Origin of the sequence: Acidovorax lacteus (genome assembly GCF_039540375.1) — a bacterium.
GTDB lineage: Bacteria > Pseudomonadota > Gammaproteobacteria > Burkholderiales > Burkholderiaceae_C > Acidovorax_G > Acidovorax_G lacteus.
The window spans coordinates 110739-136453 of sequence record NZ_BAABEX010000003.1 but is presented as its reverse complement, the minus strand read 5'-3'; the positions used below and the strand labels follow the sequence as shown (position 1 = coordinate 136453).

Genomic DNA, 25715 nt, shown 5'->3' with positions numbered 1-25715 from the left:
TGACAGCCTGGGCGCTGTCTCAGCGCAGCCATTGCTCCCACAGGGCGTCGGCGGGCATGGGTTTGGCGAACAGGTAGCCCTGCGCCTCGTCGCACTGCAACTGGGTCAGGGCCTGTGCCTGGCTCTCTTCTTCCACGCCTTCGGCCACGGTTTGCAGGCGCAGGGCCCGGGCCATGCTGATGATGGTGGCCACAATGGCATGACTGCCGCTGTCGCTGACCATGGTGCGCACAAAAGACATGTCGATCTTGAGCTGTGCCACCGGAAATCCCTGCAGCCGCGCCAGCGACGAATAGCCCGTGCCAAAGTCGTCGATGGACAGGCGGAAGCCTGCGGCCACGAGCTGCGAGGCGATCTGACGCGCCCGGTCCGGATCGTTCATCAGCGCAGACTCGGTGAGCTCCAGATCGATCTGGGCGGGCTCGGCACCGTGGCTGCGCACGATCTGCAAGGCGCGTTCAGGAAAACGCTCGTCCATCATCTGCGCAGCCGACACGTTGACGGCAATGTGCGGCAGTCTGCGTGCGCCTTGCGCTTTCCACTGCCGCAGATCGGCCGACGCACGGGCCAGACCCCACTCCACCAGTGCGCCCACCAGTCCGCGCTCTTCGGCAATGGGGACGAACTCCGCCGGGCTGATCCAGCCCCACTCGCTCGTGTGCCACCGGGCCAGGGCCTCGACACCGCTGAGTTCGCCAGACGGCAGATGCACCTTGGGCTGGTAGTACAACTGCAGTTCGCCCTGGGCCAGCGCCTGGGCCAGCCGCGCGCCCAGGGCCAGGCGGCGCTGCAGACGCTCGCCCAGGGCCGTGGTGTAGAGCAGCACGCCGCCGCCCCGGGCCTTGACGTCGCCCATCGCCGCATTGGCCTGCTGCAACAGGTGCTCCACCTCGTCACCATGCTCGGGAAAGAGGGCCACCCCGATGCTTGCGGAGGTGTGGAAGGTCAGGTGTTCCACGGTGACGGGGGTGGAGATCGCCTCGGCAATGCGCTGACCCTGGAGCTGTGGGTCCTCGCCTGGCTCGCGCAGGTGCACGCAGATGAACTCGTCGCTGCCGACACGGCACAGCACGTCCCGTGGGCCACACAGACCTCCGAGGCGGTGGGCCACGCTCAGCAGCACCGCATCGCCGACCGATTGCCCGTGGGCATCGTTGATGTCCTTGAACCGGTCGAGGTCCACATACATCACCGAGGCACCGCACTGCTGCGCGCGGGCGTGCTCCAGCAGCCGCTGCGCGAGCATGGTGCCGTTGGTGCGATTGGGCAGCCCGGTCAGGGTGTCGTAGAACGCCAGGCGCTCCATCGTGTGCTCGGCGCGCTTGCGTTCGGTGATGTCGAGCACCGTGCCATGTGCGTGAATGAGGCGGCGTGTACTGTCAGCCTCCAGGCTGCCGCGCAGTTCCAGCCATCGAATCCGGGCGCTGGTGTGCACGCGGCACTCTTCACGGAAGCGGCCGGTGGTCAGGGCGGCGTGCCATTCCTGCTCCACCCGCACGCGGTCTTCCGGATGCACACAGCCCAGCAGGTCTTGCAGCGTGGCCGGCACACCGGGTGTCCAGCCAAATAGGCGCGCAGCCTGCGGGGTCAGCTCGAACATGCCCGGCGTCTGAACCTGCCAGGTGCCGATACCGGCCACGGTCTGGGCGTTGAACAGATCGCGCGTGAGCTGCGCTTGCGCGCGGCGGTCTTCCATCACCAGCAGCATCCGCACGGGGGCGGCATCGGCCGCCTGATGGCGAATGCGCTGGACGGTGACCAGGGCTGGCACGGAGGCTTGGCCGTTCGTGGCCTGCAAGGTCAGTGTTTGCGCGGGTACGTCGGCTTCCATGGCCTGTCGCACCAGCGCCTGGAGCGGCATCGTGTCGATCACGTGGCCCAGCGGAAGGCCGCGCAGCAGCGCTGACTCGGTACCGAACATGCCGCCGAATGCGGGGTTGGCATACACGATGTCCAACTCGCCCGTGACCACCAGGGTGGCCATGGGCAGGTGCGCGAGCGCGCCGTGGTGGTCGTGCATCTCTGCCAGGTTCGCATCGCGGTGCGTCACATAGCAGTCCAGCGCCAGGCTCAGGTCCAGCAGGGCCGCCTTGAGCAGTGCCTGCACGGCACGGGTGGGCGGCAGTCCGCTGGCTTCAAGCTGCGGCATCAGGTGGGTCAGGTAATGCGCGTAAGCGCCGAGGTACCAGACCGGCGAAATACCCATCTGGGCATGTTCGGCCCCGATACGGCAGCGCTCGCGTCCGTAGTCTGCGTCCAGCGCGCCGCTGAGCAGGCGATCGAGCACCTGGGGCAGCGTCTCATGCAGCAGCAGGCGCGCACTGTCGGGCAGTGGGGATTGCGCTTCGTCGAAAGCCGCCAGGCGTTGCTCAAAACCCGCTAGCAACGCCGGTGCCGCCGTGCCGATGTGTGCGCACAGTTGCTGCAAAAGCGCCTCGTCTGCCGGGGTGAGCGACAGTGCGAGCTTGCGGCGCTGGAGGTCCGGGAGAGCGTCCACAGATGACAGGTGTTGGAGAGTTCGGGGGCGCATGCCGACCCGGCACCGCCTCGAAGACCCTGTGAAAACTCAGGGCACCCCGAACCATAGCGCATTTGTGACGGTTCGTGAGCGTTGGTGTCCGCCTGTGCGTCGGACTCTTCGGGGGCTTGACTTTGCCCGTCCGCCGTGCGCCGTTCGGCGCACGATGCACTGTCAGTGCTTCTTCTGAAACACCACGGCTTCGAGCGAGAGGGCGCGCACCGAGGCCGCGGCCCGCTCGGCCTGCGCCCGGGTGGCGTAGGGCCCCACGCGCACGCGGATGCGCCGTCCTTGGGTGGTGTCGAGTTCCTGACGGAATGCTGGCAACCCCTCGTTGAGCAGCCGCGCCTGCGCCTTGCGGGCGTTGGCCTCGTCCGCAAACAGGCCCACGTTCAGATAGAAGCCAGGTGCGCTGCCCACCGGCACCAGGGCCTGGTCGCGGCTGGCGGCCGGGGCTGGGCCGCTCGCCTTGCGTTCGGTGGCGCGGGCGGTCTCGCGTGCGGCGGGGCGTGCCGATTCGGGAGCGCTGGCCTCGCGGGCGGTGCTCCGGCTCTGCGGGCTGGGCGGGGTGGAGGCTGTGGGGGCCGGTGCCGACGCCTTCGGGCCGGGCGGTGCGGCTGTGGCCGCAGGGGCAGAGGCGGGTGCCGAAGCGGGTGCGGGTGCTGCGGCCTGCGGTGTCTCGGTGGCAGCGCTGGCCTGGGCGGGCTGTGATGCAGGCTGTGACAGGGGCTGCGCCGCAGGCGCTGCCGCTTGCGGGGGGCTGGCTGGCGTGTCTGCCGCAGCGCTGGTGGGCAGGGCCGCAGCCGATGCTGCGCTCTCGGGGGCCGCGGCCTGCGCTGTAGCAGCCGCCGACGCAGCAGGCGCGGGGCCCGCGGACCCGCTGCCATCCCACACCCGGGGCTCGGGCTGCGGGCTGGCCCCGGGAATCGGCCCCTTGGGCCACCACAGCGCGGCCAGCACGGCGAGCAGCGCCAGCGCCGCATTGGCCGCCACGATCCACTGCAGGCGGCGGCGCGTGGGGGCTTCGCGCTCCAGGCGCTCACCCGCTTCGGCCACCGTGGCCGAGGCGGTGAGCGCGCGGTCGATGCGTTTGCGCACCTCGGCGTACATCAGCCCGTTGCCGTACCAGCCGGGCACGACGATGCTGGCCAGCACGAACGCGCCGATCACGCCCCATTCCACCGGGGCAGGCCAGTCGAGCAGCGGGCGGCCCACGCCAAACACCAGCAGGGCCAGGCCTTCCGCGGCGGCCAGATACACCAGGGCGGCGTTCCACAGCCGCCGGTAGATCAGCCAGTTCAGCGTACACAGCGCAGCCGCCCAGTTCCAGCCCACGGTGCTGCGGCCCGAGCCGTCGAGCCGGTCGAACACGTCCAGGTAGTAGGCGGTGTTCAGCGGGCCGACCGCATGGCCGTAGAGCGTGGTCATGGCCGGGGTGGCGGCCGGGGCATCGGGGGCGGCGCTGGAGGAGGGCTGCGCAGCAGCGCTGGCCTGGGCATAGGCGTCGGTGGGCGGCACGAAAACCATGGCCGATTGTGGCATGCGGCCCGGCGGCGGGCTGCGGGACCTGCTGACAGCGGGTCGGGTCGGTCAAAATGGCTGCTCGTGCTTATTTCTCCAGCACGAGCAGCTATCAAATCAGGAGCGTTCTGGTGGTGGTACCAACCGCTCAGCGCCCGCGCACCATGGCCATGACCTGCGCGGCGTCGAGCGTGGCGGCTTTTTCGCGGATCTGGCTCAGGTACTGGGGCTGCAGGTCGCGGGCCGGGCCCAGCAGGTCCTGGAAGGTCTGGCGCAGCAGCGCCGTGCTCATGGTGCGGCCCCCGGCGTAGTAGCGCTGTGCCACCTGCCCCAGCGCATAGGTGGTGGCAAACGAGAACGCCATGCCGGTGGCCGCGCTGCCGATGCGCGCGCCTGTGCGGCCCGCCACCTGGCCCAGCAGGCCGCCCAGCAGCTTGCGGCCAAACTGCTCCAGGTACTGCGAGGTGATGCCCACGCCTGCTGCGGCAATGAACTCCTTGATGTGGCCCTGGTCCAGCTCCACCCCGTAGGCCTTGCCCACGCTGTGCACCAGCTTGATCTGCAGCGGGATGATGGCCATGGACGCCCAGGACTGCGGCAGCAGCTCCAGCGCGCCGGTCAGGATGGCGTAGTTCAGGATGGTCTTGTCCACCCCGCTGGCCAGCGCCGCCGAGGGCGTGGTGGCCTCGGGCGGCAGCGGGGCGGGGGCGCCCGCCTTGGCCATGCCCAGGCCTGCGGCCGCCGCGGCAGCAGCACCCGCGGCCGCGGCCCAGCCGCCCAGGCCCCCGGCCGCGGGCGACGCGGCAGGCGACGGGGCCGGTGCCGGGCCGTGGGCGTAGGGCGTGGCCATGGCGTCGGCGGCTGCCGCCAGTGCGTCAGGCTGCTGCTGCAGCGTGGCGGCTTCCTGCGCGTCCAGGCCCAGCAGCGGGCGCAGGCGTGCCAGAAAGGCGCGCTCGCCATCGCTTTGCTGGCCGTCCACGTCGCACACGCACACGGCCATTTCGTAGGCCAGGTGGCGGTGCGCGCCTTCTTGCAGCAGCGCGGCAGACGCCTCCAGCGGCGCGCGCTGCAGCAGCACGTCTTGCACCAGCCGGGTCAGGTCGGGGCGCTGGCCCTCCAGCGCCAGGCTTTCGGCGATGCGGCGGATCTCCTCGCGTTCGGCGTCGTCCTTGCGGCCATCGGCAAAGGCGGCGTGCAGGGCGATGGTGAGCAGGGCGCGTTGCTGGTCAGGGGTCATGGTCGGGCGCTACAAAAGTGGAACAAGAGCGATAAAGGCAAGCGAGGCGGCGGGGGGCGTACGCCGCACGTGCACGCACAGCGTACCCACCCGTGCAATGACCCTGCTGCGCAGCCGAGGTTCCGCAGACGGTGGTGCGTGGGGTGTGGGCTGCAGGGGTTCATGTCTCCCGCCAGCCCGCTCAACCCAGCCCCCGACGGCCGCATGGCCCACCCCGGCCCCGCACACGCCAGCGGTATGCAGCCCCCTCACGACACACCGCATTGCGTACCGCCACACCGTATCGCCACAGCGCCTTGCACGCCCCCAGCCCCGCAGACGCCAGGGGCGGCCGGTGCGCGCCAGCAGGGCGCGGCGGGCGGCGCTACCATCGCCCCCTTCGCCATCTGCCCTTTGCCCTTGCGCCCCAGGAGCCTGCCATGACCACCCGCCTCCAGATCGATTTTGTGTCCGACGTGTCCTGCCCCTGGTGCATCATCGGCCTGCAGGCGCTGGAGCAGGCGGCCGAGCGGCTGGCGGGCGAGGTGGCGCTGGACGTGCACTTCCAGCCCTTTGAGCTCAACCCCCAGATGCCGCCGGGCGGGCAGGAGATCGACGAGCACCTGCACGAAAAGTACGGTGCCTCGCCCGAGCAGAGCCAACGCACGCGCGAGGCCATTCGCGCCCGCGGTGCCGAGCTGGGCTTCACCTTCGACATGGGCCGCCGCGCCCGCATCTACAACACCTTTGACGCGCACCGCCTGCTGCACTGGGCGGGCGAGCAGGGCGGTGGCTTGCAGCGGGCGCTCAAGCGCGCACTGTTCGAGGCCTACTTCACCCACGGACAAGACCCGGGCGACCCCGCCGTGCTGCGCGCGCAGGCCGAGCGCGTGGGGCTCGACGGCGACGAGGCGGCCGCCATCCTGGCCAGCGACCGCTATGCGGCCGAGGTGCGCGAGCGCGAGGCGTTTTTCACCGGCCACGGCATCCGCTCGGTGCCGTCCATCATCGTCAACGGCCGCCACCTGATCCAGGGCGGCCAGCCGGTCGAGGTGTTCGAGCAGGCGCTGCGCCAGATTGCGGCCAGCACAGGCAAGGGCGAAGCCGCACCAGCCTGAGCGGCGGTGTGCCTCGATTGATTTGCTATTGATTTGATAGCTGCTCGTGCTTGATTATTAAGCACGAGCAGCCGATTTGGCTTGAAGTTGCCAGCGCTCAGTTGCGCAGCGGAATGGCCGTGGCTCGGTCCACCGGCACGGCGGTGATGCTGTTCTGCGGCGAGCCGTCGATGAGCTTTTCCGAATACGTGAGGTAGACCAGCGTGTTGCGCGCCGGGTCCACCATGCGCACGATGCGCAGGCGCTTGAACAGGATGGACATGCGCTCGCTGAACACCTCTTCCTGCTTGGGCAGGGGCTTGGGGAAGGCGATGGGTCCGGTCTGGCGGCAGGCGATCGAGGCCTCGGCCCGGTCTTCGGCCAGGCCCAGCGAGCCCTTGATGCCGCCCGTGCGGGCGCGCGAGACGTAGCAAGTCACGCCCTGCACGGCCGGGTCGTCGTAGGCCTCGACCAGGATGTCGTGGTCGCGCCCGATGAGCTTGAAGGCCGTGTCCACGGTGCCGATCTTCTCGCCCGCGGCCAGCACCGCACCGGCCGCGAGGCCCAGCAGGCCTGCGGCGGCCAGGTGGCGCAGCCCGGCGCGTCTCACGCCGTGGCCCCTTCGCTGCAGCGCTGGGCCAGGTGCGCCAGGGCTTCTTCCACCTGGTCCACCAGCACCAGGCACAGGTCGCCAGGCGACAGGCGCTCGAGCGCACGGTCAATGGCGACGAATTCACCACGGATCTCTTCGACATGGCGCGTGCGGCTCGCGTCCTTCAGGCCTTCGCGCAGCAGCGCAATCACCTCGCCGTCGGCCCGGCCGCGCTGGGCGGCGTCCTGGTAGAGGATGACTTCGTCGAAGGCCTCGCCCAGGATCACCGTCTGCTCGCGGATGTCTTCGTCGCGCCGGTCGCCCGCACCGCTGATGACCACGCTGCGGCGCTTGCCCGGCAGCGCGCCCACGGCCTGCACCAGCGCGCGCATGGCGTCGGGGTTGTGGCCGTAGTCGGCTATAACGGTGGCGCCCTTGTAATCCATCACGTTGAAGCGGCCGGGGGCGTTGTCGCTGTCGTTCACAAAGCCCGACAGGCCGCGGCGGATGGTCTGCCATGGCAGGCCCGCGCCCCAGGCGGCGGCCACCGAGGCCATTACGTTCTCGACCTGGAAGCCGATCTTGCCGTTGCGCGTGATGGGCACGTCGCGCAGGTGGATGGTCTCGCGCCACGAGCCTTCGCTGGCCACGATGGAGTCGCCATCCACGTACACCGTGCGGTGGCCCTGGGCGCGGTGCGTGGCCATTACCGGGTGGTGGCGGTCGGCCGCAAAAAAGATCACCTTGCCCGGGCAGGCCGAGGCCATGGACGCGACGATGGGGTCGGCCGCGTTCAGCACTGCGTAGCCGTCGGTGGCCACGTTGTGCACGATCACGCGCTTGAGCACGGCCAGGTCTTCCACCGTGGTGATGTAGTTCAGGCCCAGGTGGTCGCCCGCGCCGATGTTGGTGACCACGGCCACCGAGCAGCGGTCAAAGCCCAGGCCTTCGCGCAGGATGCCGCCGCGCGCGGTTTCGAACACGGCGGCGTCCACCTCCGGGTGCAGCAGCACGTTGCGCGCGCTCTTGGGGCCGCTGCAGTCGCCGCTGTCGATCTGGCGGCCGTTCACGTACACGCCGTCGGTGTTGGTCATGCCCACGCGCAGGCCCTGCGCGGTGAACAGGTGCGCAATCAGGCGCGCGGTGGTGGTTTTGCCGTTGGTGCCGGTCACGGCCACGGTGGGGATGCGGCCGTCCTCGCCGTGCGCGAACAGCTTGTCCACGATGGCCTGGCCCACGTTGCGCGGCTTGCCGTAGCTGGGGGCCAGGTGCATGCGCAGGCCGGGCGCGGCGTTCACCTCGACAAAGCCGCCGCCCTGCTCTTCGAGCGGGCGCAGCACGGTCTCGGCCACCATGTCCACGCCGCAGATGTGCAGGCCCACCATTTGCGCCGCGGCCACGGCGCGCGCGGCCACCTCAGGGTGCACGTCGTCGGTCACGTCGGTGGCGGTGCCGCCGGTCGAGAGGTTGGCGTTGTTGCGCAGGATCACGCGCTGGCCCTTGGCGGGCACGGCGTCGGGCGTGAGGCCCTGCATGGCCAGGCGGGCCACGGCAATGTCGTCCAGGCGGATCTTGGTGAGCGAAGTGGCGTGGCCCTCTCCGCGGCGCGGGTCCTGGTTGACCTGCTCGACCAGCTGGCGCACCGTGTGCTGGCCGTCGCCCAGCACCTGGGGCGGGTCGCGCCGCGCTGCGGCCACAAGCTGGTTGCCCACCACCAGCAGGCGGAAGTCGTGCCCGGGCAGAAAGCGCTCGACCATCACCGTGCCGTATTCGACCGCGGTGCGGTAGGCCTCTTCGAGCTGCGCACGTTCGGTGATATTCACCGTCACGCCCTTGCCCTGGTTGCCGTCCTGCGGCTTGACCACCACGGGCAGGCCCACTTCCAGGGCCACGGCCCAGGCTTCGTCCACCGACTCCACCGGGCGGCCCAGCGGCACCGGCACACCGGCCGCGTGCAGCAGGCGTTTGGTCAGGTCTTTGTCCTGCGCAATCGATTCGGCCACGGCGCTGGTCGAATCGACCTCCGCCGCCTGGATGCGCCGCTGCCTGGAGCCCCAACCAAACTGCACCAGGCTGCCGCGCGTGAGCCGGCGGTACGGAATGCCGCGTGCCACGGCCGCATCGACGATGGAACCGGTACTAGGGCCCAGGCGTTCGTCTTCGTCGAGTTCGCGCAGCTGCGCAATCGCGGCTTCGGCGTCGAAGCTGCCGCCGCTGAGCGCAGCCTGCACCAGGCGCTGCGCGTCGTCAAAGGCCTGGCGGCCCACGGCCTCTTCGCTGTACTCCACCACCACCTGGTACACGCCGGGTTCCACCGTGGGCGTGGTGCGCGCAAAGGTCACGGGGCAGCCGGCCTGGGCCTGCAGTGCCAGGGCCGCGGCCTGCAGCACGTGGGCCAGCGACACGGGCTGGTCGCTGCCCGCGGTGTGCAGCACGCCGATGGCGGGAAACAGCGCCCGCACGCGGTCTTCAAAGCCGGGCAGGGTGGACAGCGAGCGCTCGGCCTCGCTGCAGTGCACGATGGCCTCGATGGCCAGGTGGCGGCTCCACAGGTTGGGGCCCCGCAGGGCCCGGGTACGGGTGACTTCCATCGCAGTGTCTTTCTTGGATGCGGGGGTGCCGGGCGGGCTGCTCAGGCGCGCGCGCCTGCAGGAGCGGGCAGGTCGGGTTCAAAGGTCTTGATGCCGGCGGCGATCAGCTCGGGCGCAATGTCCATGGCCCAGGCCGCGCCCACGGCGGCCAGCAGGGCTTCGGTGTCGGGCACCACGGCGTTGCGGCCAAAGGTCAGGTCGGCCAGCGCGCCCAGCGGCTGCTCGGCGCTGCCCGTGGCCAGCATCACCTGGCCGCCGCGCACGTAGACGGCACGGCCCTGGTCCTGGGCACGGTGCGCGGCCACCACGGGGAGCGTGCCGTCGATCGCATACAGCACCACGCTGCCGTCGCACAGCAGGGCCAGGTCGGCCACTTGCGCGTCGGCAGCGTTGAGCACGGCCGCGCCGTGGTCCAGCACCACGTCTACCTGGGTGCGCAGCACGCGGGTCATCTGCTCGCGCTCACGGATGTCGAATTCGCCCAGGGCTTCACAGCCATCCATGTCGGTCACCACGCCCACATGGCAGCGGTCGTAGGCGAGGCCGTCGCGCAGGATGGTGCGGGCGTCGTTCTCGATCACCGCCGCCTGGGCCATCTGGTTCATCAGCAGGCGGTGGGCGCTTTCCCAGTGGGCGCAGTCGCCTGCCTGCACGCGGCGGCGGTCGAGGAACAGGCCGTCGCGGCAGGCCAGGCCCGTGTGGCGGCCGCCCAGGTGCAGCAGCCAGGCCACCAGGCGCGCGATCAGGGTGGTGTTGCGCGTGCCCGCCACGCCCACGATGGGGATGCGGCCCACGTCGCGGTCGTCGTCGGTGCTGGGGAACAGGTGCTCGGCAATCGCCTGGCCCACGGGGCGCGGTGCGCCCACGGCCGGCTTGAGGTGCATGAGCAGCCCGGGGCCGGCGTTGACTTCGACGATGGCACCGCCCTGCTCGTGCAGCGGTTTGCGAATGTCCTGCGCCACCAGGTCGATGCCTGCGATGTCGAGGCCCACCACCTTGGCCGCCAGCGCGGCCATGTAGGCGACTTCGGGATGCACGTCGTCGGTGCAATCCACCGCCACGTTGCCATTGCGCTCGATCACCACCTGGCGGCCTGCAGCGGGCACCGAATCGGCGTCCAGCTCTTGGCGCTTGAGTTCGAGCTGCACCTTGGCGTCGGTGGCCACATCGATGATCTCGAGCGGGTATTCCTCTTCGTAGCCACGGCGCGGGTCGGAGTTGAGCTGGCTGTCGATCAGCTCCTTGACGGTGTTGCGGCCGTTGCCGGTGATGCTCACCACCTCGCCGCGCGCGGCGGCCACGAGCTTGCCGTCCACTACCAGCAGGCGGTGCTCGTCGCCCGGGATGTAGCGCTCGACCATCACGTCGCTGCCCTCGGGGTAGGCCACGTGGTAGGCGGCTTCGATATCTTCGCGCTTGCGCAGGTCCAGCGTCACGCCGCGGCCGTGGTTGCCGTCCGACGGCTTGACGACCACCGGCAGGCCAATGTCGAGCGCGGCCTCCCAGGCTTCTTCGGGGCTGTTGACGATCTGGCCTTCCGGAATCGGCACGCCGCAGGACTTGAGCAGGCTCTTGGTCAGGTCCTTGTCGCTGGCAATGCCTTCGGCAATGGCGCTCGTGTGCTCGGTCTCGGCCGTCCAGATGCGGCGCTGGCGCGCGCCGTAGCCCAGCTGCACGAGGTTGCCGTCGTTCAGGCGGATGTGCGGAATGCCGCGGTCGGTGGCGGCGGTGACGATGCAGGCCGTGCTGGGGCCGAGGTACTGGTCGTCCACCTCCGTGCGCACGCGCGAGACGGCGGCCTGCACGTCGAACGGGGTGTCGTTGATGGCCGCCATGATCAACCGGTGGCCCTGCTCCAGCGCCACGCGGGCCACGCGCTCGTCGCGGGCGCGGAACACCATGCGGTACACGCCGCGCTGGCTCGTACTGCGCGTCTGCCCAAAACCAGTGGGCATGCCTGCCAGGTTCAGCAGTTCGATCACGATGTGTTCCAGCACATGGCCACACCAGGTGCCCCCTTCGAGCCGCTGCAGAAAGCCGCCGCGCTCGCCCACGCCACAGTGGTGCTCGATCAGCGCGGGCAGCCAGGCGGTGAGGCGCTGGTTGAAGCCCGGCAGGGTGTTGGAGGGGTGGTCTTCGAGGGCCCCGAGGTCCAGCCAGACTTCCAGGCAGGGGCGGTAGGTCCAGATGTTGGGGCCGCGCAGGTAGTGGATGCGCAGCAGGCGGATGTCGTCGAAGGAAGCCATGGATGGGGCAGGTTCGGGTGGGAGGTGCCGGTCGGGCCGGCTCAAGGGGGTGATTGTGCGCCCGGTTGGGGCCGAAAAATCAAGCGGTGCGCGCGGCCGTGTGGCGCCGCAGCGCGGTGGTTTCGGTCAAAATTCCGGCTCCCGCGGCCCGCGCCACCCTGGCGCAGCGTGCGGCGGGACGGTTCCGAACACTATGCAACATCACCATTCTGTGGACGCCTCGGGTGTCTTTTCGGGCCCCTTGGGGGCCAGCCTGCGAGCGGCGCTCGCTTCCGATGAGAACGTGCTCGCGGCTCTGGCGGTTGACCTGTCGGCCTCGCTGCAGTTTGCAGCCGGGGCCGTGGTGGTGACGTCCAAGCGCTTGCTGGCCTGCGAGCCCGGCGGCACGCAGTGGCAGGGGTGGGACCTGTCGGCCGCCCTGAGCCTGCGCCTGCTGGACCACGGCGGCGTGGGTACGCTGGAGCTGCATTCGCCCGACGCGCGCCTGGCGCTGTGGCGCTTCACGCTCGGCGCGCATGCCCAGGCGCTGCGCCTGGTGCAGCGCTTCGAGCAGCAGTGCGAGCGCCAGGCCAGCGGCCGGCAGTACACCGCGGTGGAGGAAGATCCCGCGTGCCCGGTATGCCACACGCCGCTGCCGCCAGACACCGAAGAATGTCCGGCCTGCGCGCGTCAGCAGGCACCGCAGACCTCCACCTGGGTGCTGCTGCGCCTGTGGCGCTTTGCGCGGCCCTACCGCAAGCAGCTGGCCGCGGGCCTGGCGCTCACGCTGGCATCCACCGCGGCCACGCTGGTGCCACCGTACCTCACCATTCCGCTGATGGACGACATCCTGATCCCGTTCCAGAACGGGCAGAAGATCGATCCCATGCTGGTGCTGCTGTACCTGGGCGGGCTGCTGCTGTCGGCGCTGGTGGCCTGGGGGCTGGGCTGGGCGCGCACCTACATCCTGGCCTTGGTGTCCGAGCGCATCGGTGCCGATTTGCGCACCACCACCTACGAGCACCTGCTGCGCCTGTCGCTCGACTACTTTGGCGGCAAGCGCACGGGCGACCTGATGGCGCGCATCGGGTCGGAGACCGACCGCATCAACGTGTTCCTGTCGCTGCACGCGCTTGATTTCGTGACCGATGTGCTAATGATCGCCATGACGGCGGTCATCCTGTTCTCCATCAATCCGTGGCTGGCCCTGGTCACGCTGGTGCCGCTGCCGTTCATCGGCTGGATGATCCACACCGTGCGCGACCGCTTGCGCACCGGCTTTGAGAAGATCGACCGCGTCTGGTCTGAAGTGACGAACGTGCTGGCCGACACCATTCCCGGCATCCGCGTGGTGAAGGCCTTTGCCCAGGAAAAGCGTGAAGCCCAGCGCTTTCGCGATGCGAATCAGCACAACCTCGAAGTCAACGACAAGCTCAACAAGACCTGGAGCCTGTTCACGCCCACGGTGTCGCTGCTCACCGAAATCGGCCTGCTGGTCGTCTGGGGCTTCGGTATCTGGCTGGTGTCGCGCAACGACATCACGGTGGGTGTGCTCACCGCCTTCATTGCCTACATCGGGCGCTTTTACGGCCGGCTGGATTCGATGAGCCGCATCGTCTCGGTCACGCAGAAAGCGGCGGCGGGGGCCAAGCGCATCTTCGACATCCTGGACCACGTGAGCAATGTGCCCGATCCGGCCCAGCCGGTGCGCGTGGAGCGCGTCGAAGGCGCGATTGCGCTGCGCAACGTGGGTTTCCGCTACGGCAGCCGGGCCGTGATCAAGGACCTGGACCTGGACATCCGCCCGGGCGAGATGATCGGCCTCGTGGGCCACAGCGGCTCTGGCAAGAGCACGCTCGTCAACCTCATCAGCCGCTTCTACGACGTGAGCGATGGATCCATCCAGGTCGATGGCGTGGACATCCGCCGCTTTGCAGTGGCCGACTACCGCCGCCACATCGGTCTGGTGCTGCAGGAGCCTTTCCTGTTTTTCGGCACCATTGCCGAGAACATCGCCTACGGCAAGCCCGACGCCACGCGCGAAGAGATCGTGGCCGCGGCGCGCGCAGCGCATGCCCACGAGTTCATCCTGCGCCTGCCCCATGGCTACGACAGCCTGGTGGGCGAGCGCGGGCAAGGCCTGTCGGGCGGTGAGCGTCAGCGCATCAGCATTGCGCGCGCGCTGCTGATCGACCCGCGCATCCTGATTTTGGACGAGGCCACCTCGGCCGTGGACACCGAGACCGAAAAAGAGATCCAGCGTGCGCTCGACAACCTCGTGCAGGGCCGCACCACGATTGCGATCGCACACCGCCTGTCCACCCTGCGCAAGGCCGACCGCCTGGTGGTGATGGACCGCGGCGAGATTGTCGAAGTCGGCCCGCACGATGAACTGATGGACAAGCAGGGCGCGTACTGGCGCCTGTACGAAGCCCAGGCCCGCCGCGCCGAAGAAGACGCCCAGGCGGCGGGCGTGCTCATCGACAGCAGCCTGCGCCACCCCGCCCACCCTGCGGGCCAGTCCTGATCCGGAACCCGCCATGACCGCTTCCACCTTTCCTCCGCTCGCGCTTGCGCGCAACGCCCATGGCCGCCTGGTGCTCACGTTGGCCGAAGGTACGGCCCACGAGGGTGTGGTGCCCGTGCGCGCCTTTCCCATTGCTGCGCCCGGCGAAGGCCTGTCGCTCGTGGGCGCCGACGGGCACGAGCTGGCCTGGATCGACCGCCTGGCCGATTTGCCCGCGCCGGTGCGCACTCTGATCGAAGAAGACCTGGCCGTGCGCGAGTTCGTGCCGACCATCCAACGCATCCTGTCGGTGTCGAGTTTTTCCACGCCCAGCACCTGGCAGGTCGAGACCGACCGCGGCCCGTCGCGGCTGGTGCTCAAGGCCGAAGAGGACATCCGCCGCCTTGCGGGCCGTACCCGTCTGCTGATCGCCGGCAGCGACGGATTGCAGTTCCTGGTGCCCGATTCCACGGCGCTCGACCGCGCATCGCGTCGCCTGCTCGAACGGTTTTTGTAGCAAGACTTCCAGTCGCCATGCGGCCTGCGTAAGAATGTGCGGAGTTTGTTCTTACGTATAACTACGTAAGGGTGTGCAAAGGTGAAAAAAGGGCTCAATTTCCCTTTCTTTTTGCCGTAATGAAGTACGAAGACGGGCGAAGTCCGTCCCCTTCCGAACTTCATGGGCCACTGTCATGCAAATCCCTCCTGTTGACCGTTCGCCGGTATGGCGTCCTCAGGGCGCTGATTTGTATTCGACCGGGGCTTCCGGCGCTCCGCCGGTGCGGCCGGTGAATCTGGCCAATCCGGTCGAGTCGCTCGACCGGCTGGGTGAGGGCGCCGTGGTGCGCGAGCCCGACAAGCCGTCGGCTCCCGAATCGCCCAACCGCGACTGGACCGAGGTCAAGAAAAAGGAAACCACTGAGGAACCGCCCGAGCCGCCCAAGGAGCCGATTTACAAGCAGCTGCTGGAGTTCATCCAGTCGATGTGGCGGGCCAGCGGCACGGCGGTGGACATGGCGCAGGAGGTCAACAAGACCGCCCTGCAGGAGCGCCTGGCCAATCAGGTGCGCAACGAGCCTCTGACCTACTCGGACCCCAAGATCAAGCGCACCAGCGGGCTGTGAGGGCCGCGGGTGGCCAGAGGGGATGCGACCGACGGGGCCTTTCGTGGTCTGTCCGGGCAGGATCGCCGTGCAGCAGGGTTTGGCTTGCTATGAAATGTGTAGCTGCTCGTGCTTGATTATCAAGCACGAGAGGCCCTTTTGGCGTCTGCTCCTCGAAAGGGCTGTGGCGCGGGCTTTCGGGGCGCTGCGCTCAGCGCCGTACACCGGCGGCGTCGCCCGGGGGCGGCGTGGGCTGCTCGGCAGGTGGTGTGGACGCCTGCAGGCGATCTCGGTCGCGCCGCGCACGCACCTGGGCCGCGTAGGCCCGCACCTCGTCGTAGCTCACGTACCCATCGCGATCGGTATCGGCCTCATCGAACACCGCGGCCAGCCGGGGCACCAGTGCGATCTCTTGCCGGCTCAGGCGTCCGTCCCGGTTGAAGTCGAGCAGCTTGAATTCACGCTGTGCCTTGAGCTCCCCCGCACTCACGCCGTCCGTGCCCTGCGGGTGGCTCGCTGATGGGGCGCTGGGCGCGGGGTCTGTCGCCCAGGCCGGTGAGACGGCTGCACCGCACAGGCCCCACAGCAAAACCGCGCATGCAGCCAGCCGGGTGACCCCTGGGCTCAGAAGGGTGGTCGTTGCGAAAACATTGCGGAAGGCCATGGACAGACGGAGTCCGGCCGGAATCCAAGGTTCTGCCCCAGGTGTTGCGAGGCGTGACAAGCGCTCAGCCCCCCGTGGGACCCTGCAGATTGGCGATGCCGCTGCTCACATGCCCCGCTGGCACATGGCGCGCAGCCGAGGCCACATGGCCCGTCTGGTCGTCGAAGAAAAAGTCGGGCTCAAACTCGCGCAGGAACTCGCCCTTGGGCAGCCCACCGAGGAACATGGCCTCGTCCACGGCGATGTCCCAGTCCATCAGCGTGCGGATCGCGCGTTCGTGCGCCGGGGCGCTGCGCGCCGTCACCAGCGCGGTGCGGATGCGCATGCCCGTGCTGCCCGCCTGCTGCAGCCGGTGCAGCGCGGCCAGCAGGGGCTTGAATGGGCCCTCGGGCAGCGGCAGCGCGGCCTTGTCGGTCTCGTGCTGCTGGAAGGCCTCCAGCCCTTGGGCCTGGTACACGCGCTCGGCTTCGTCCGAGAACAGCACCGCGTCACCGTCGAACGCGATGCGCACTTCCAGTGGGTTGGAGTCGGCGGCCTGCGCCGATTCGGTGAGCACGCGGGCGGCCGGGTAGCCGAGCAGCAGTGCCTCGCGCACATCAGCCCCGTTGGCCGACAGGAACAGGTGCGCGCCCAGCGGCCGCAGGTAGCGGAACGGATCGCGCCCCTGGGTGAACACGCCGCGCTGGATGCTGGCCAGGCCGTGTGCCTGGCAGGAGCGGAATACGCGCATGCCGCTGACCGGGTCGTTGCGCGAGAGCACCACCACTTCCACGCGCTGGTGCTCGGCCGTGTTGAAGGCCAGCAGCTTGCGCACCAGCGAAAACGCCACGCCAGGCGCGGCCGGGATGTCCAGCCGCCTGCGCTGCAGTTCCACATAGGCGGCGTCGTTGCCGTGCTCGAACACGCGGTTTTCTTCCTCGAAGTCGAACAGCGCCCGCGAGGAAATCGCTACGACGAGCTTGTCGTCCAGGGTCAGGGGCATGGTGGGGCCGTTTACTTGACGAACTGGTTGAGCTGGATGATGGGCTGCAGCACGGCCAGCACGATGATGAGTACCACCACGCCCATGGCGACGATGAGCACGGGCTCCAGCACCGTGGCCAGTTGCACCGATCGGCGCTGCACCTCGGTGGCCAACTGCACCGCCGCGCGCTGCAGCATGGGCGCAAGCTGCCCGGTTTGCTCGCCCAGCCGGGCAAACATGGGCAGCAGGCCCGGGAAGCGCTTTTTCTGTGCCAGGGCCGACGCCAGCGGCGCGCCTTCGCGCACCATCACCAGCGCATCGAGCGCGTCGGCACGCAGGGCGCGGTTGTTGAGCGTGTCGGCCGCCGCCTGCAGCGCCTTGAGGATGGGCACGCCCGCGGCCGCCAGCATGGCGAGTGTGGACGCAAAGCGCGCCGCGTTGTAGCCGCGCGCGAGCTTGCCCAGCACCGGCAGGCGCAGCCAGGCGGCGTCAAAGCGCAGGCGTACCGCCTCGCGTGCCAGCGCCCAGCGTGCGGCCAGCCCGCCCAGCACCAACAGGCCCAGCAGCGTGAGCCCGTGGGCGCGTACCGCATCGCTGATGGCCATGACCACCACCGTGAGCGTGGGCAGTGCGCGCTTGGTGCCGGTGAACACCCCGGCCACCTGCGGCACCACGTAGCCCATGAGCAGCAGCACGATAAGCAGCGCCGCCACGGTGACGATGGCCGGGTACAGCGCTGCGGCCACCAGCTTGGCGCGCAGCGCCTGGCGTTCTTCCAGATCGTCGGCCAGGCGGTCCAGCACCAAGCCCAGGTTGCCGCTGTGCTCGCCTGCACCGATCACCGCGCGGTAAATCTCGGAAAACTCGCGCGGATGTTGCCCGAGCGCACTGGCAAAGGTGGCGCCCGCGTTCACCTCGGCGCGCAGCGCGGCCACCAGCAGGCGCTGGCGCTCGTCATCGGCTTCGTCGGACAGCGCCGTCAGCGCGCGTTCGAGCGGCAGGCCCGACGACACCAGCCCCGCCAGCTGTCGCGTCCAGATCGCCAGCGCCGTGGGGCTGAACACCGGGCGGCTCCACAGGCTGCTGCGCGGGCCGCTGCCCTCGGCGTCGCCCGCGCGCACGGGCTCCACCGCCAGCGGTACCAGCGCCTGTGCGCGCAGCAGGCTGCGCGCAGCCTTGGCGCTGTCGGCTTCGAGCAGGCCCTTGCGGGTGTGTCCCTGGGCGTCCAGGGCTTCAAAAGAAAAGGCAGGCATCCGGATCGGGGGTGGGGCAGGCGCAAGCCGCCTGCACGGCCGGGCCCCGCGGGCCCGCACCAGACGCGATGGTAGCGGCTGGCGGCCCCGATGCTCTGAGAGGCCCTTGGGGCCTTTTGATCGGCAGCTCGGATGCTGAGTGCGGCGACGCAGGGGCAGTCCTGACGCAAGTCAAGGCGGTGGGCCGACAGGCTGTCCACAATGGCCCGCAACGCACGGCCGACGGCCGCGCTCCGCCTGTGTCATCCCTCTCTCAGGAGTTCTCCATGCTGCTCAAAGACAAAGTGCTTCTTGTCACCGGCGCGTCGTCGGGCATCGGCCGCGCGATTGCGCTGGTGGGCGCTCGCGAAGGCGCGCGTGTGGTCGTGTCGGACGTACAGGCGGACGGCGGCGAGGAAACCGCGGCCCTGGTGCGCGCGCAGGGCGGGCAGGCGCTGTTCGTGCCCTGCGACGTGGGCAACCCGGCCGATTGCGAGGCGCTGGTGCAGCGCACCGTGCAGCAGTACGGTCGCCTGGACGTGGCCTGCAACAACGCCGGCATCGGCGGGCCGCAGGCCCCTACGGCCGACTATCCGCTCGACGGCTGGGCGCAGGTCATCAACATCAACCTCTCGGGCGTGTTCTACGGCATGAAGTACCAGATCGCGGCCATGCTGCAGGGCGGTGGCGGTTCGGTGGTCAACATCGCGTCCATCCTGGGCGCTGTGGCCTTTCCCCGGCCCCCGCCTACACCGCCGCCAAGCACGGCGTGCTGGGGCTGACCAAGGCCGCCGCGCTCGAATACAGCGCCCACGGCGTGCGCGTCAATGCGGTGGGGCCGGCCTTCATCCACACGCCCATGATTGCCGCACTGGAGCAGGACGCAGGCGTCAACGCCATGCTGGTGGGGTCTCATCCCATCGGCCGCCTGGGCCAGCCCCAAGAGGTGGCCGAGCTGGTCGCCTGGCTGGGCAGCGACCGGGCCTCGTTCGTGACCGGGGCTTACTACCCGGTGGACGGCGGCTACCTCGCGCGCTGAGGCGGGCCACCCCGGCGTGCGCGCCGGATTCAGGCCACGGCCGCCACCGCCGGGCGGGCCAGCGAGGCCAGCGCCTCAGCGGCGATGTCGAGCGAGCGCAGGCGCAGCGCCGGGTCGTACACGTCGCTCACCAGCAAAAACTCATCGGCTTGCGTCTGTTCGGCCAGGGCCTGCAGGCCCGCGCGCACCGTGTCGGGCCCGCCGATGATGGCCGTGGCCAGAAAGTCGTCGATGGCCGCCCGGTGTTGCACCGGCAACTGCGCCATAAAGCCCGGTACCGGCGGTGCCAGCCGCCCGCGCTGGCCCGTGAGGATGCCCAGCACGCGCTGCTGGGTGCTGCTGGCCAGCAACTGCGCTTCGTCGTCGGTGGGCGCTGCGATCAGCGGCACGCCAATGGCCACATACGGCCGTGGCCAGCGCGCCGAGGGCTGGTACAGCGAGCGGTACAGCGCCAGCGCCTGGTGCAAAAAACGCGGCGCAAAGTGCGAGGCGAAGGCATACGGCAGCCCCTGCTGCGCGGCCAGTTGGGCCGAAAACAGGCTGGAGCCGAGGAGCCAGATTGGCACCTCGGTGCCTTCGCCGGGCATGGCCACGATGCGCTGGCCCGGCGTGGCCGGGGCCAGCAGGCGCTGCAGTTCGGCCACGTCGCGCGGGAAGTCGTCTTCCGTCTCCACCCGTTCGCGCCGCAGCGCGCGCATGGTGGCCGGGTCGGTGCCCGGCGCGCGGCCCAGGCCCAGGTCGATGCGGCCCGGGTACAGCTCGGCCAGCGTGCCAAACGCTTCGGCCACCACCAGCGGCGCATGGTTGGGCAGCATGATGCCGCCCGAACCGACACGGATCTGTTCGGTGCCGCCCGCGATGTGGCCAACCAGCACGGCCGTGGCAGAGCTTGCAATGCCCGGCATGTTGTGGTGCTCGGCCAGCCAATAGCGCACAAAGCCCAGGCGCTCGGCATGGCGGGCGGTGTTCAGGGCGATCTGCAGCGCATCGGCCACGGTGCCACCCTCGCGGACGGCAACCAGATCGAGCATGGACAGGCGGGGCAGGCGGGAAGCGGTCATGGCCGCGATTGTGCGGCGCGCGGCGGCTGGGCACCTGTCGCCCGCACGAAACCGCAGGCTACGCAGGGTTGGCCAACCCGGCCCGTGCCAGCGTGCGCATTTTTTTGTAGCCAGCGCAACCACGCACTTTGACAATGCGAGGCACAGGGCGGGTGCCCGGACGTTGCGCGGCACGTGGACCGCGCAGGCCGGCCGCCCACACCGCTGCGCCATGACCCCAAGCCCCGCCATCAGTACCGCCACCGGCCAGCCCGCACACGAGAGGAACACCATGGGATTTTTCAGGCGTTGGTTCCGCTTGCGCGAACGCAATCCGCAGCACCCTGACAGCGGCTGGGCCACGTCCGAGCGCGGCACCGAGCTGGTGCTGCACGAAGCGGAGGCGGCGGCGCTGCTCGATGAGGTGGACATTGAGGGTGCGCTGGCCCACCACCTGGCGTTTCGCGACCAGCTGCAGGCCGCCGTGGTGGCCGCAGCCCAGGGTGGGGTGCCACCGCACTGGCAGCCTGAGGCGTTGTTCCAGGACGACCGCTGCATGCTCGGCCAGTGGCTGCATGGCAGCGGGCGCGAGCGCCTGGGGCATTACCCGGCGTTCCAGATCCTGGTGGCGCGGCACCGGTACTTTCACGAGCAGGCCGCGGCGGCCGTGGCCCTGGCCCAGGCCGGGCAGCCCGCCCACGCCCTGCAGCGCGTGCAGGGCAGTTGCCGCCATGCGTCCAACCAGGTGGTGCTGCTGATGCGCGAGCTGCAGCGCGGCCTGCAGCGCTGAGCGCGGCGGCCTGCGCAGGCTCAGTAGCTGCGCCCGCTTTTGTACATGGCGTGCTGGCGGCGGCGCAGCGGCGCCACCTCGCCCAGGCGGCCCATGGCCGCGCCCGCATGGGCGTGGGTGATGGCCAGGCCCAGCGCGTCGGCCGCGTCGGTGCCCGGCAGGCCCGGCAGCTGCAGCAGGCGGCGCACCATCTCCTGCACCTGGCTCTTGGCGGCGCGGCCGTGGCCCACCACGGCCTTCTTCATCTGCAGCGCCGTGTATTCGGCCACGGGCAGGCCGCGTGCCACCAGCGCGGTGATGGCCGCGCCCCGCGCCTGGCCCAGCAGCAGCGTGGACTGCGGGTTCACGTTCACGAAGATGATTTCCACCGTGGCCTGGTCGGGTTCGTAGCGCGCGGCCACTTCCGAGATGCCGTCGAACAGCACCTTGAGCCGGCCCGGCAGGTCGCCCAGGTCAAGACCCGTGGTGCGGATGGTGCCGCTGGCGACGTAGCGCAGCGCGTGGCCGTCCACATCCACCACGCCAAAGCCCGTGGTCTGCAGGCCCGGGTCGATGCCAAGAATGCGCATTTGCTATTGATTTGATAGCTGCTCGTGCTTGAATATTAAGCACGAGCGGCCAAAAACACCTTGAATGCTGCAGGGCCCTGGGCCCCTCACAGCCCGAAGTACCAGCGCACCGAGTGGAAGAACACCGGCGCGCCGAAGCACAGCGCGTCCACCCGGTCGAGCAGCCCGCCCGCCCCGGTGACCGACGCGCCCTGCATGCCCCAACTGGTCACGCCGCGGTCGCGCTTGAGCGCCTTCATCACCAGATGCCCGAGGCTGCCCGCCAGACAGGCCAGCAGCGCCATGCCCAGTGCCTGCCCGGGCTTGAAGGGTGTGATGAAGGACAGCAGCCCGCCCACCAGCCCGCCCACAGCCAGCCCGGCCAGCCAGCTGGCCCACTGGAAGCTCTGGCTCACGCGCGGGGCCACCGCCTTGTGCGGAAAGCGCCGCCCCAGCAGGTGCTGCACCACCATGCAGGTCTGCACCACAAACACCACAAAGAACACCAGGAACGCGCCCTTGCCCTGGTAGCCCGGAAAGTCCAGCAGCAGCAGCGCGGGCACATGGCTCATGCCGTACACGCAGACCATGATGCCCCACTGCAGCTTGGCGTTGCGCTCCAGAAAGCGCTCGGGGTCGTTGGCCAGCGCGCTCGCCACCGGCAGCGCCAGGAACACGTACACCGGGATGAACACGGTGAACAGGTCAAAGTGCCGCGTGCCCACGATGACGAACTGCAGCGGCAGCACCACGAAGAAGGCCAGCACCAGGCTGCGGTGGTCGCCGCGCCGCGTGGGCGAGAGCGTGATGAACTCGCGCAGCGCCAGAAACGACACCACTGCGAACAGCACCGTGGCCACCACGTCGCCCAGCACCCAGGCGAACCAGAACACCGTGACCATGAACCAGCTCGTCTTGAGCAGGCCGTGGAAGCGCTTCCATTCGAGCGCCTGCACCTCGTCGGCCGGGGTTTCGCGCAGGCTGCGCACAAAGCTCCAGACCGTGACCAGCGCCAGCACGCCAAACACCACGAGGAACAGCGCACCCACCTGCTGCGTGACCGTGAGGCTGCGAAGAAAACTGTTCATGGCCTCAGACCTCCCGCAGCGCAATGACAGCGCGGCGTGCGCGGTCGAGGAAGGGGCGGCGCTCTTCGCCATCCTCCAGCGCCACGGGCGCGCCAAAGGTCACCGAGCACAGGATGGGCACAGGCACATATTCGCCCTTGGGCATCACGCGCTGGACGTTGTGGATCCAGGTCGGCACCAGCACGACCTGCGGAAACATCTGCGCAAGCCGGTACAGGCCCGACTTGAAGGGCTGCGGCTCCTCGCCGTGGCCGCGCGTGCCTTCGGGAAAGATCACGATGGAGTCGCCGCTTTCGAGCGCGCGCACCAGCGGTACCAGCGGGTCGTCGGGCGAGAGGGCGGCGCGCAGCGCCTCGGGCGTGGGTTCGGGCACGGGGTCCGGGGCCGGGTCGGGCCCGCCTGCGGCGGCCTGGTCGGCCTCGGCCACGGCAGCGGCCAGGGCGTCCAGCGCAGGGGCGGGCACGGCTGCGGGGGCGGGCTCGGCCTTGGCGGTCTGGGCAGGGCCCTGGCGTTCCACGTACACGGCGTTGAACACGGCCGTGGTGATCCATTGGCGAAACGGTGTCTTGGTCCAGTAGTCGCGCGCGGCAATCGGGCGCGTGATGCTGCGCAGCTCTTCGGGCAGCGCAGCCCAGATCAGCACCAGATCGGCATGGCTTTGGTGGTTGGCGAAGTAAATGCGCTGCTCGGCCTTGGGCGGGCAGCCGTACCAGCGCGCCTGCGCCCCCGTGAGAAAGCGCACCAGCCCCAGCAGGAAGAGGCTCATCATCTTGGCAAGCATGGCGGGGATCATACGGGCGGCCCTGCGCGCCGCGCCTTCGGGGATGTGCGGGGTGGCCGCCTAGAAAACGCCCAGCGCCAGGCCCGTGGCCAGGGCTTCGCCCAGCGCGCGGCAGCGTTCCAGGTCGGCTGCGTGGATCTGCTTGGGCGCGAGGATCGCCTCGGGCGTCTGGGCGTGGGTGCACACGCGCAGCGGCTCGGCCACGGCGCGCAGCCGCCAGCCGGTGGCAATGCGGGCGATCTGGCGCGCTGCGCCCTCGCCGTCGCTGCCCGCGCACACCAGGCTGGCATACGGCCGGCCTTCGATGCGGCCCAGCGCCGGGTAGTAGCTGCGGTCGAAAAAGTCCTTGAGCAGCCCGGCCATGCTGCCCAGGTTCTCGGGGGTGGCAAACAGGTAGCCGTCGGCGGCCAGCAGTTCGGCCGGGCCCGCGGCGGTGGCACTGCGCAGCCACACCACGGCATCGCCCGTCTGGGCTGCGCCTGCGGCCGCGGCCTCGGCCATCTGGCGCGTGCCGCCCGTCATCGAGTGGTAGACGATGAGCAGGGTCTTCATGGTGGCCATGGGGCTTGCCGGCCGGTGGTCAGGGCAGCTCGGCGCTGCCCATGCGGGCCAGGATGGTGCGCGTGCGTCCGGCCAGGTAGGCCGAATTCGGCATCTTCTCGAAGCGCTTGGGCGCGGGCAGCATCACCGCCAGGCGGGCGGCTTCGGCGGGCGTGAGCCGGTCGGCGCTTTTGCGAAAGTAGTGCTGCGCTGCGGCTTCGGCACCGAACACGCCTTCGCCCCATTCCACATGGTTGAGGTAGATCTCCAGGATGCGCTCCTTGCTCAGCAGTTGCTCCAGCGCGAAGGTCAGCACCAGCTCCTGGCCCTTGCGCAGCAGCGTGCGTTCGCCCGACAGCAGCAGGTTCTTGGCGAGCTGCTGCGTGATGGTGGAGCCACCGCGGATTTTGGGCGCGCGCGCGGGGCGCTCAGGAGCGCGCGCCTGGGCGCGGCTGGCCTGTGCCTCGGCCTTGGCATTGCGTTCCCAGGCCTTTTCGATGGCGGTCCAGTCCACGCCGTCGTGGACCGAAAAGCGGTCGTCTTCCGAGGCGATCACGGCGCGCTTGAGGTGGTCGGAGATGCGCGCATACGGCACCCATTCCTGGCGCCAGCGAACCCGCCCGTCGCGCTGGGCCAGTGCCCAGGCCTCCGAGCGCTCAAACGTGGTGGACGATGGGTTTACCACCGCCATGAGCGCAATGCGCCCCACAAAGAACAGCTGCAGCGCGAGCAGCGCGCACACCAGCAAGCCCAGCCAGCGCCACAGGCCTTTCATCGCACCCCCAGGCTGGCTCAGGCGGACTGCGCCCGCAGCTCGGCCAGCACCTTGGCCGACGGCGGCCGCACGCCGCGCCACAGCGCAAAGGCTTCGGCGGCCTGCTCCACCAGCATGCCCAGGCCGTCGCGCGGCACGGCCCCGTGCTGGCGCGCCCAGTCGAGAAAACCCTGCGCGGCCGGCCCGTACATCATGTCGTAGGCCAGGCAGCCCGGGCGCAGCACGGTGGCGGCCACGGGCACGGCCGCACCGCTGAGGCTGCTGGCCGTGGCGTTGACGACGACATCGAACGCCCCGGCCACGGCCTGCGGCTCGGCCGCTGCCAGTACCGCGCCGTACTGCACGGCCAGCGCCGCATGGGCCGCCACCAGGGCCTCGGCCTTGGCCAGTGTGCGGTTGGCCACCACCACGCGGCGCGCGCCGGCTTCGATCAGCGGGCCCAGCACCCCGGCGGCCGCGCCGCCCGCGCCCACCAACAGCACGTCGCGGCCGAGCAGCGGCACCTGCGCGTTGCGCTCGATGTCGGCCACCAGGCCCAGGCCGTCGGTGTTGTCGGCGTAGATGTCCTCGCCGGCCAGCACGAGGGTATTGGCCGCGCCAGCCAGTTGCACCCGCGCACTGCGCTCGGTGGCCACGCGGGCCGCGTCGTGCTTGAAGGGCACGGTGACGTTGCAGCCGCGTCCCCCTTCGGCCATGAAGGCCTGAAGTCCTGTATCGAAGCCGCCTTCGGGCAGCAGGCGCCGTTCGTAGGTGATGCGGTGGCCCGTGAGTTCGGCAAAGCGCGCGTGGATGACCGGCGAGCGGCTGTGCGCAATCGGGTTGCCGAACACGCAGTACAGGTCTGGATGGGAGTGCATGCGATGGCGGCAGTTAAGGGGCTGGGCC

The 25715-nt window shown here is 69.7% G+C and carries 21 protein-coding genes and 1 pseudogene; 6 read left to right on the top strand and 16 right to left on the bottom strand.

The window, feature by feature from the left end; translation table 11 throughout:
- Nucleotides 1-19: 19 nt before the first annotated feature.
- The 3 genes from ABD866_RS01915 to ABD866_RS01905 form a co-directional block, all read right to left on the bottom strand.
- Nucleotides 20-2497: an EAL domain-containing protein gene (locus ABD866_RS01915; RefSeq protein ID WP_345060677.1), complete on the bottom strand. Its 2478-nt coding sequence runs from the start codon at nucleotides 2495-2497 to the stop codon at nucleotides 20-22.
- A 195-nt stretch (nucleotides 2498-2692) separates the two neighbouring features.
- A complete protein-coding gene (locus ABD866_RS01910; RefSeq protein ID WP_345060675.1) occupies nucleotides 2693-4045 on the bottom strand; it encodes an SPOR domain-containing protein in 1353 nt (450 codons plus the stop codon).
- Between the two features lie 142 nt (nucleotides 4046-4187).
- The gene (locus tag ABD866_RS01905) at nucleotides 4188-5276 is read right to left on the bottom strand and encodes a DUF533 domain-containing protein (RefSeq protein ID WP_345060673.1); all 1089 of its coding nucleotides are present in this window, start codon (nucleotides 5274-5276) and stop codon (nucleotides 4188-4190) included.
- A gap of 419 nt (nucleotides 5277-5695) precedes the next feature.
- Here ABD866_RS01905 and ABD866_RS01900 point away from each other — a divergent pair, with 419 nt between their 5' ends.
- Nucleotides 5696-6373 (top strand): DsbA family oxidoreductase, encoded by a 678-nt coding sequence (locus ABD866_RS01900; RefSeq protein ID WP_345060671.1) that lies wholly within the window; start codon nucleotides 5696-5698, stop codon nucleotides 6371-6373.
- A gap of 97 nt (nucleotides 6374-6470) precedes the next feature.
- On the opposite strand, the gene ABD866_RS01895 is transcribed toward ABD866_RS01900, so the two are convergent.
- From ABD866_RS01895 to ABD866_RS01885, 3 genes are read right to left on the bottom strand one after another with little or no spacing between them, the layout of a single operon-like run.
- The gene (locus tag ABD866_RS01895; RefSeq protein ID WP_425549528.1) at nucleotides 6471-6962 is read right to left on the bottom strand and encodes a CreA family protein; all 492 of its coding nucleotides are present in this window, start codon (nucleotides 6960-6962) and stop codon (nucleotides 6471-6473) included.
- Nucleotides 6959-9535 (bottom strand): cyanophycin synthetase, encoded by a 2577-nt coding sequence (gene cphA, locus ABD866_RS01890; protein WP_345060669.1) that lies wholly within the window; start codon nucleotides 9533-9535, stop codon nucleotides 6959-6961. The genes ABD866_RS01895 and cphA overlap by 4 nt, the downstream gene beginning before the upstream one ends.
- 41 nt (nucleotides 9536-9576) lie before the next feature.
- A complete protein-coding gene (locus ABD866_RS01885; protein WP_345060667.1) occupies nucleotides 9577-11781 on the bottom strand; it encodes a cyanophycin synthetase in 2205 nt (734 codons plus the stop codon).
- Between the two features lie 193 nt (nucleotides 11782-11974).
- Between ABD866_RS01885 and ABD866_RS01880 the strand changes: the two genes are divergently transcribed.
- The 3 genes from ABD866_RS01880 to ABD866_RS01870 all read left to right on the top strand — a co-directional run bounded on the left by ABD866_RS01880 (nucleotide 11975) and on the right by ABD866_RS01870 (nucleotide 15390).
- The gene (locus ABD866_RS01880) at nucleotides 11975-14287 is read left to right on the top strand and encodes a cyanophycin metabolism-associated ABC transporter (RefSeq protein ID WP_345060665.1); all 2313 of its coding nucleotides are present in this window, start codon (nucleotides 11975-11977) and stop codon (nucleotides 14285-14287) included.
- Between the two features lie 13 nt (nucleotides 14288-14300).
- On the top strand, nucleotides 14301-14783 hold the full coding sequence (locus ABD866_RS01875; protein WP_345060663.1) for a cyanophycin metabolism-associated DUF1854 family protein: 483 nt from the start codon (nucleotides 14301-14303) through the stop codon (nucleotides 14781-14783).
- A 175-nt stretch (nucleotides 14784-14958) separates the two neighbouring features.
- Nucleotides 14959-15390, top strand: coding sequence for a hypothetical protein (locus ABD866_RS01870; RefSeq protein WP_345060662.1), 432 nt, complete (start codon nucleotides 14959-14961; stop codon nucleotides 15388-15390).
- A 190-nt stretch (nucleotides 15391-15580) separates the two neighbouring features.
- On the opposite strand, the gene ABD866_RS01865 is transcribed toward ABD866_RS01870, so the two are convergent.
- The 3 genes from ABD866_RS01865 to gspF all read right to left on the bottom strand — a co-directional run bounded on the left by ABD866_RS01865 (nucleotide 15581) and on the right by gspF (nucleotide 18250).
- Nucleotides 15581-15859, bottom strand: a complete 279-nt coding sequence (locus ABD866_RS01865) for an EF-hand domain-containing protein (protein WP_345060660.1) — start codon at nucleotides 15857-15859, stop codon at nucleotides 15581-15583.
- 238 nt (nucleotides 15860-16097) lie between these two features.
- Nucleotides 16098-17015 carry a 5'-nucleotidase gene (locus ABD866_RS01860; protein ID WP_345060658.1) on the bottom strand — a complete coding sequence of 306 codons (918 nt, stop codon included), beginning with the start codon at nucleotides 17013-17015 and terminating at the stop codon, nucleotides 16098-16100.
- Between the two features lie 11 nt (nucleotides 17016-17026).
- Complete coding sequence (gene gspF / locus ABD866_RS01855; protein ID WP_345060656.1) at nucleotides 17027-18250, bottom strand: type II secretion system inner membrane protein GspF; 1224 nt, start codon at nucleotides 18248-18250, stop codon at nucleotides 17027-17029.
- A 68-nt stretch (nucleotides 18251-18318) separates the two neighbouring features.
- On the opposite strand from gspF, the pseudogene ABD866_RS01850 reads away from it, so the two are divergent.
- A pseudogene (locus tag ABD866_RS01850) lies at nucleotides 18319-19268 on the top strand (SDR family oxidoreductase).
- A gap of 29 nt (nucleotides 19269-19297) precedes the next feature.
- Here ABD866_RS01850 and ABD866_RS01845 read toward each other — a convergent pair.
- Entirely contained in the window at nucleotides 19298-20329 is a 1032-nt protein-coding gene (locus ABD866_RS01845; RefSeq protein WP_345060654.1) for an LLM class flavin-dependent oxidoreductase, read from the bottom strand.
- 271 nt (nucleotides 20330-20600) lie between these two features.
- On the opposite strand from ABD866_RS01845, the gene ABD866_RS01840 reads away from it, so the two are divergent.
- Nucleotides 20601-21098 (top strand): CZB domain-containing protein, encoded by a 498-nt coding sequence (locus ABD866_RS01840; RefSeq protein WP_345060652.1) that lies wholly within the window; start codon nucleotides 20601-20603, stop codon nucleotides 21096-21098.
- Nucleotides 21099-21118: 20 nt separating this feature from the next.
- On the opposite strand, the gene ruvC is transcribed toward ABD866_RS01840, so the two are convergent.
- From ruvC to aroE, 6 genes are all read right to left on the bottom strand, one after another.
- Nucleotides 21119-21667 (bottom strand): crossover junction endodeoxyribonuclease RuvC, encoded by a 549-nt coding sequence (ruvC, locus tag ABD866_RS01835; protein ID WP_345060650.1) that lies wholly within the window; start codon nucleotides 21665-21667, stop codon nucleotides 21119-21121.
- 86 nt (nucleotides 21668-21753) lie between these two features.
- Complete coding sequence (locus ABD866_RS01830; protein ID WP_345060648.1) at nucleotides 21754-22734, bottom strand: phosphatidate cytidylyltransferase; 981 nt, start codon at nucleotides 22732-22734, stop codon at nucleotides 21754-21756.
- A 4-nt stretch (nucleotides 22735-22738) separates the two neighbouring features.
- Nucleotides 22739-23515, bottom strand: coding sequence for a lysophospholipid acyltransferase family protein (locus ABD866_RS01825; RefSeq protein WP_345060646.1), 777 nt, complete (start codon nucleotides 23513-23515; stop codon nucleotides 22739-22741).
- Between the two features lie 60 nt (nucleotides 23516-23575).
- Nucleotides 23576-24076 (bottom strand): flavodoxin family protein, encoded by a 501-nt coding sequence (locus ABD866_RS01820; protein WP_345060644.1) that lies wholly within the window; start codon nucleotides 24074-24076, stop codon nucleotides 23576-23578.
- Nucleotides 24077-24095: 19 nt separating this feature from the next.
- Nucleotides 24096-24830: a transglycosylase domain-containing protein gene (locus tag ABD866_RS01815; protein ID WP_345060643.1), complete on the bottom strand. Its 735-nt coding sequence runs from the start codon at nucleotides 24828-24830 to the stop codon at nucleotides 24096-24098.
- Nucleotides 24831-24847: 17 nt separating this feature from the next.
- Nucleotides 24848-25687: a shikimate dehydrogenase gene (gene aroE / locus ABD866_RS01810; protein WP_345060641.1), complete on the bottom strand. Its 840-nt coding sequence runs from the start codon at nucleotides 25685-25687 to the stop codon at nucleotides 24848-24850.
- Nucleotides 25688-25715 lie beyond the last annotated feature (28 nt).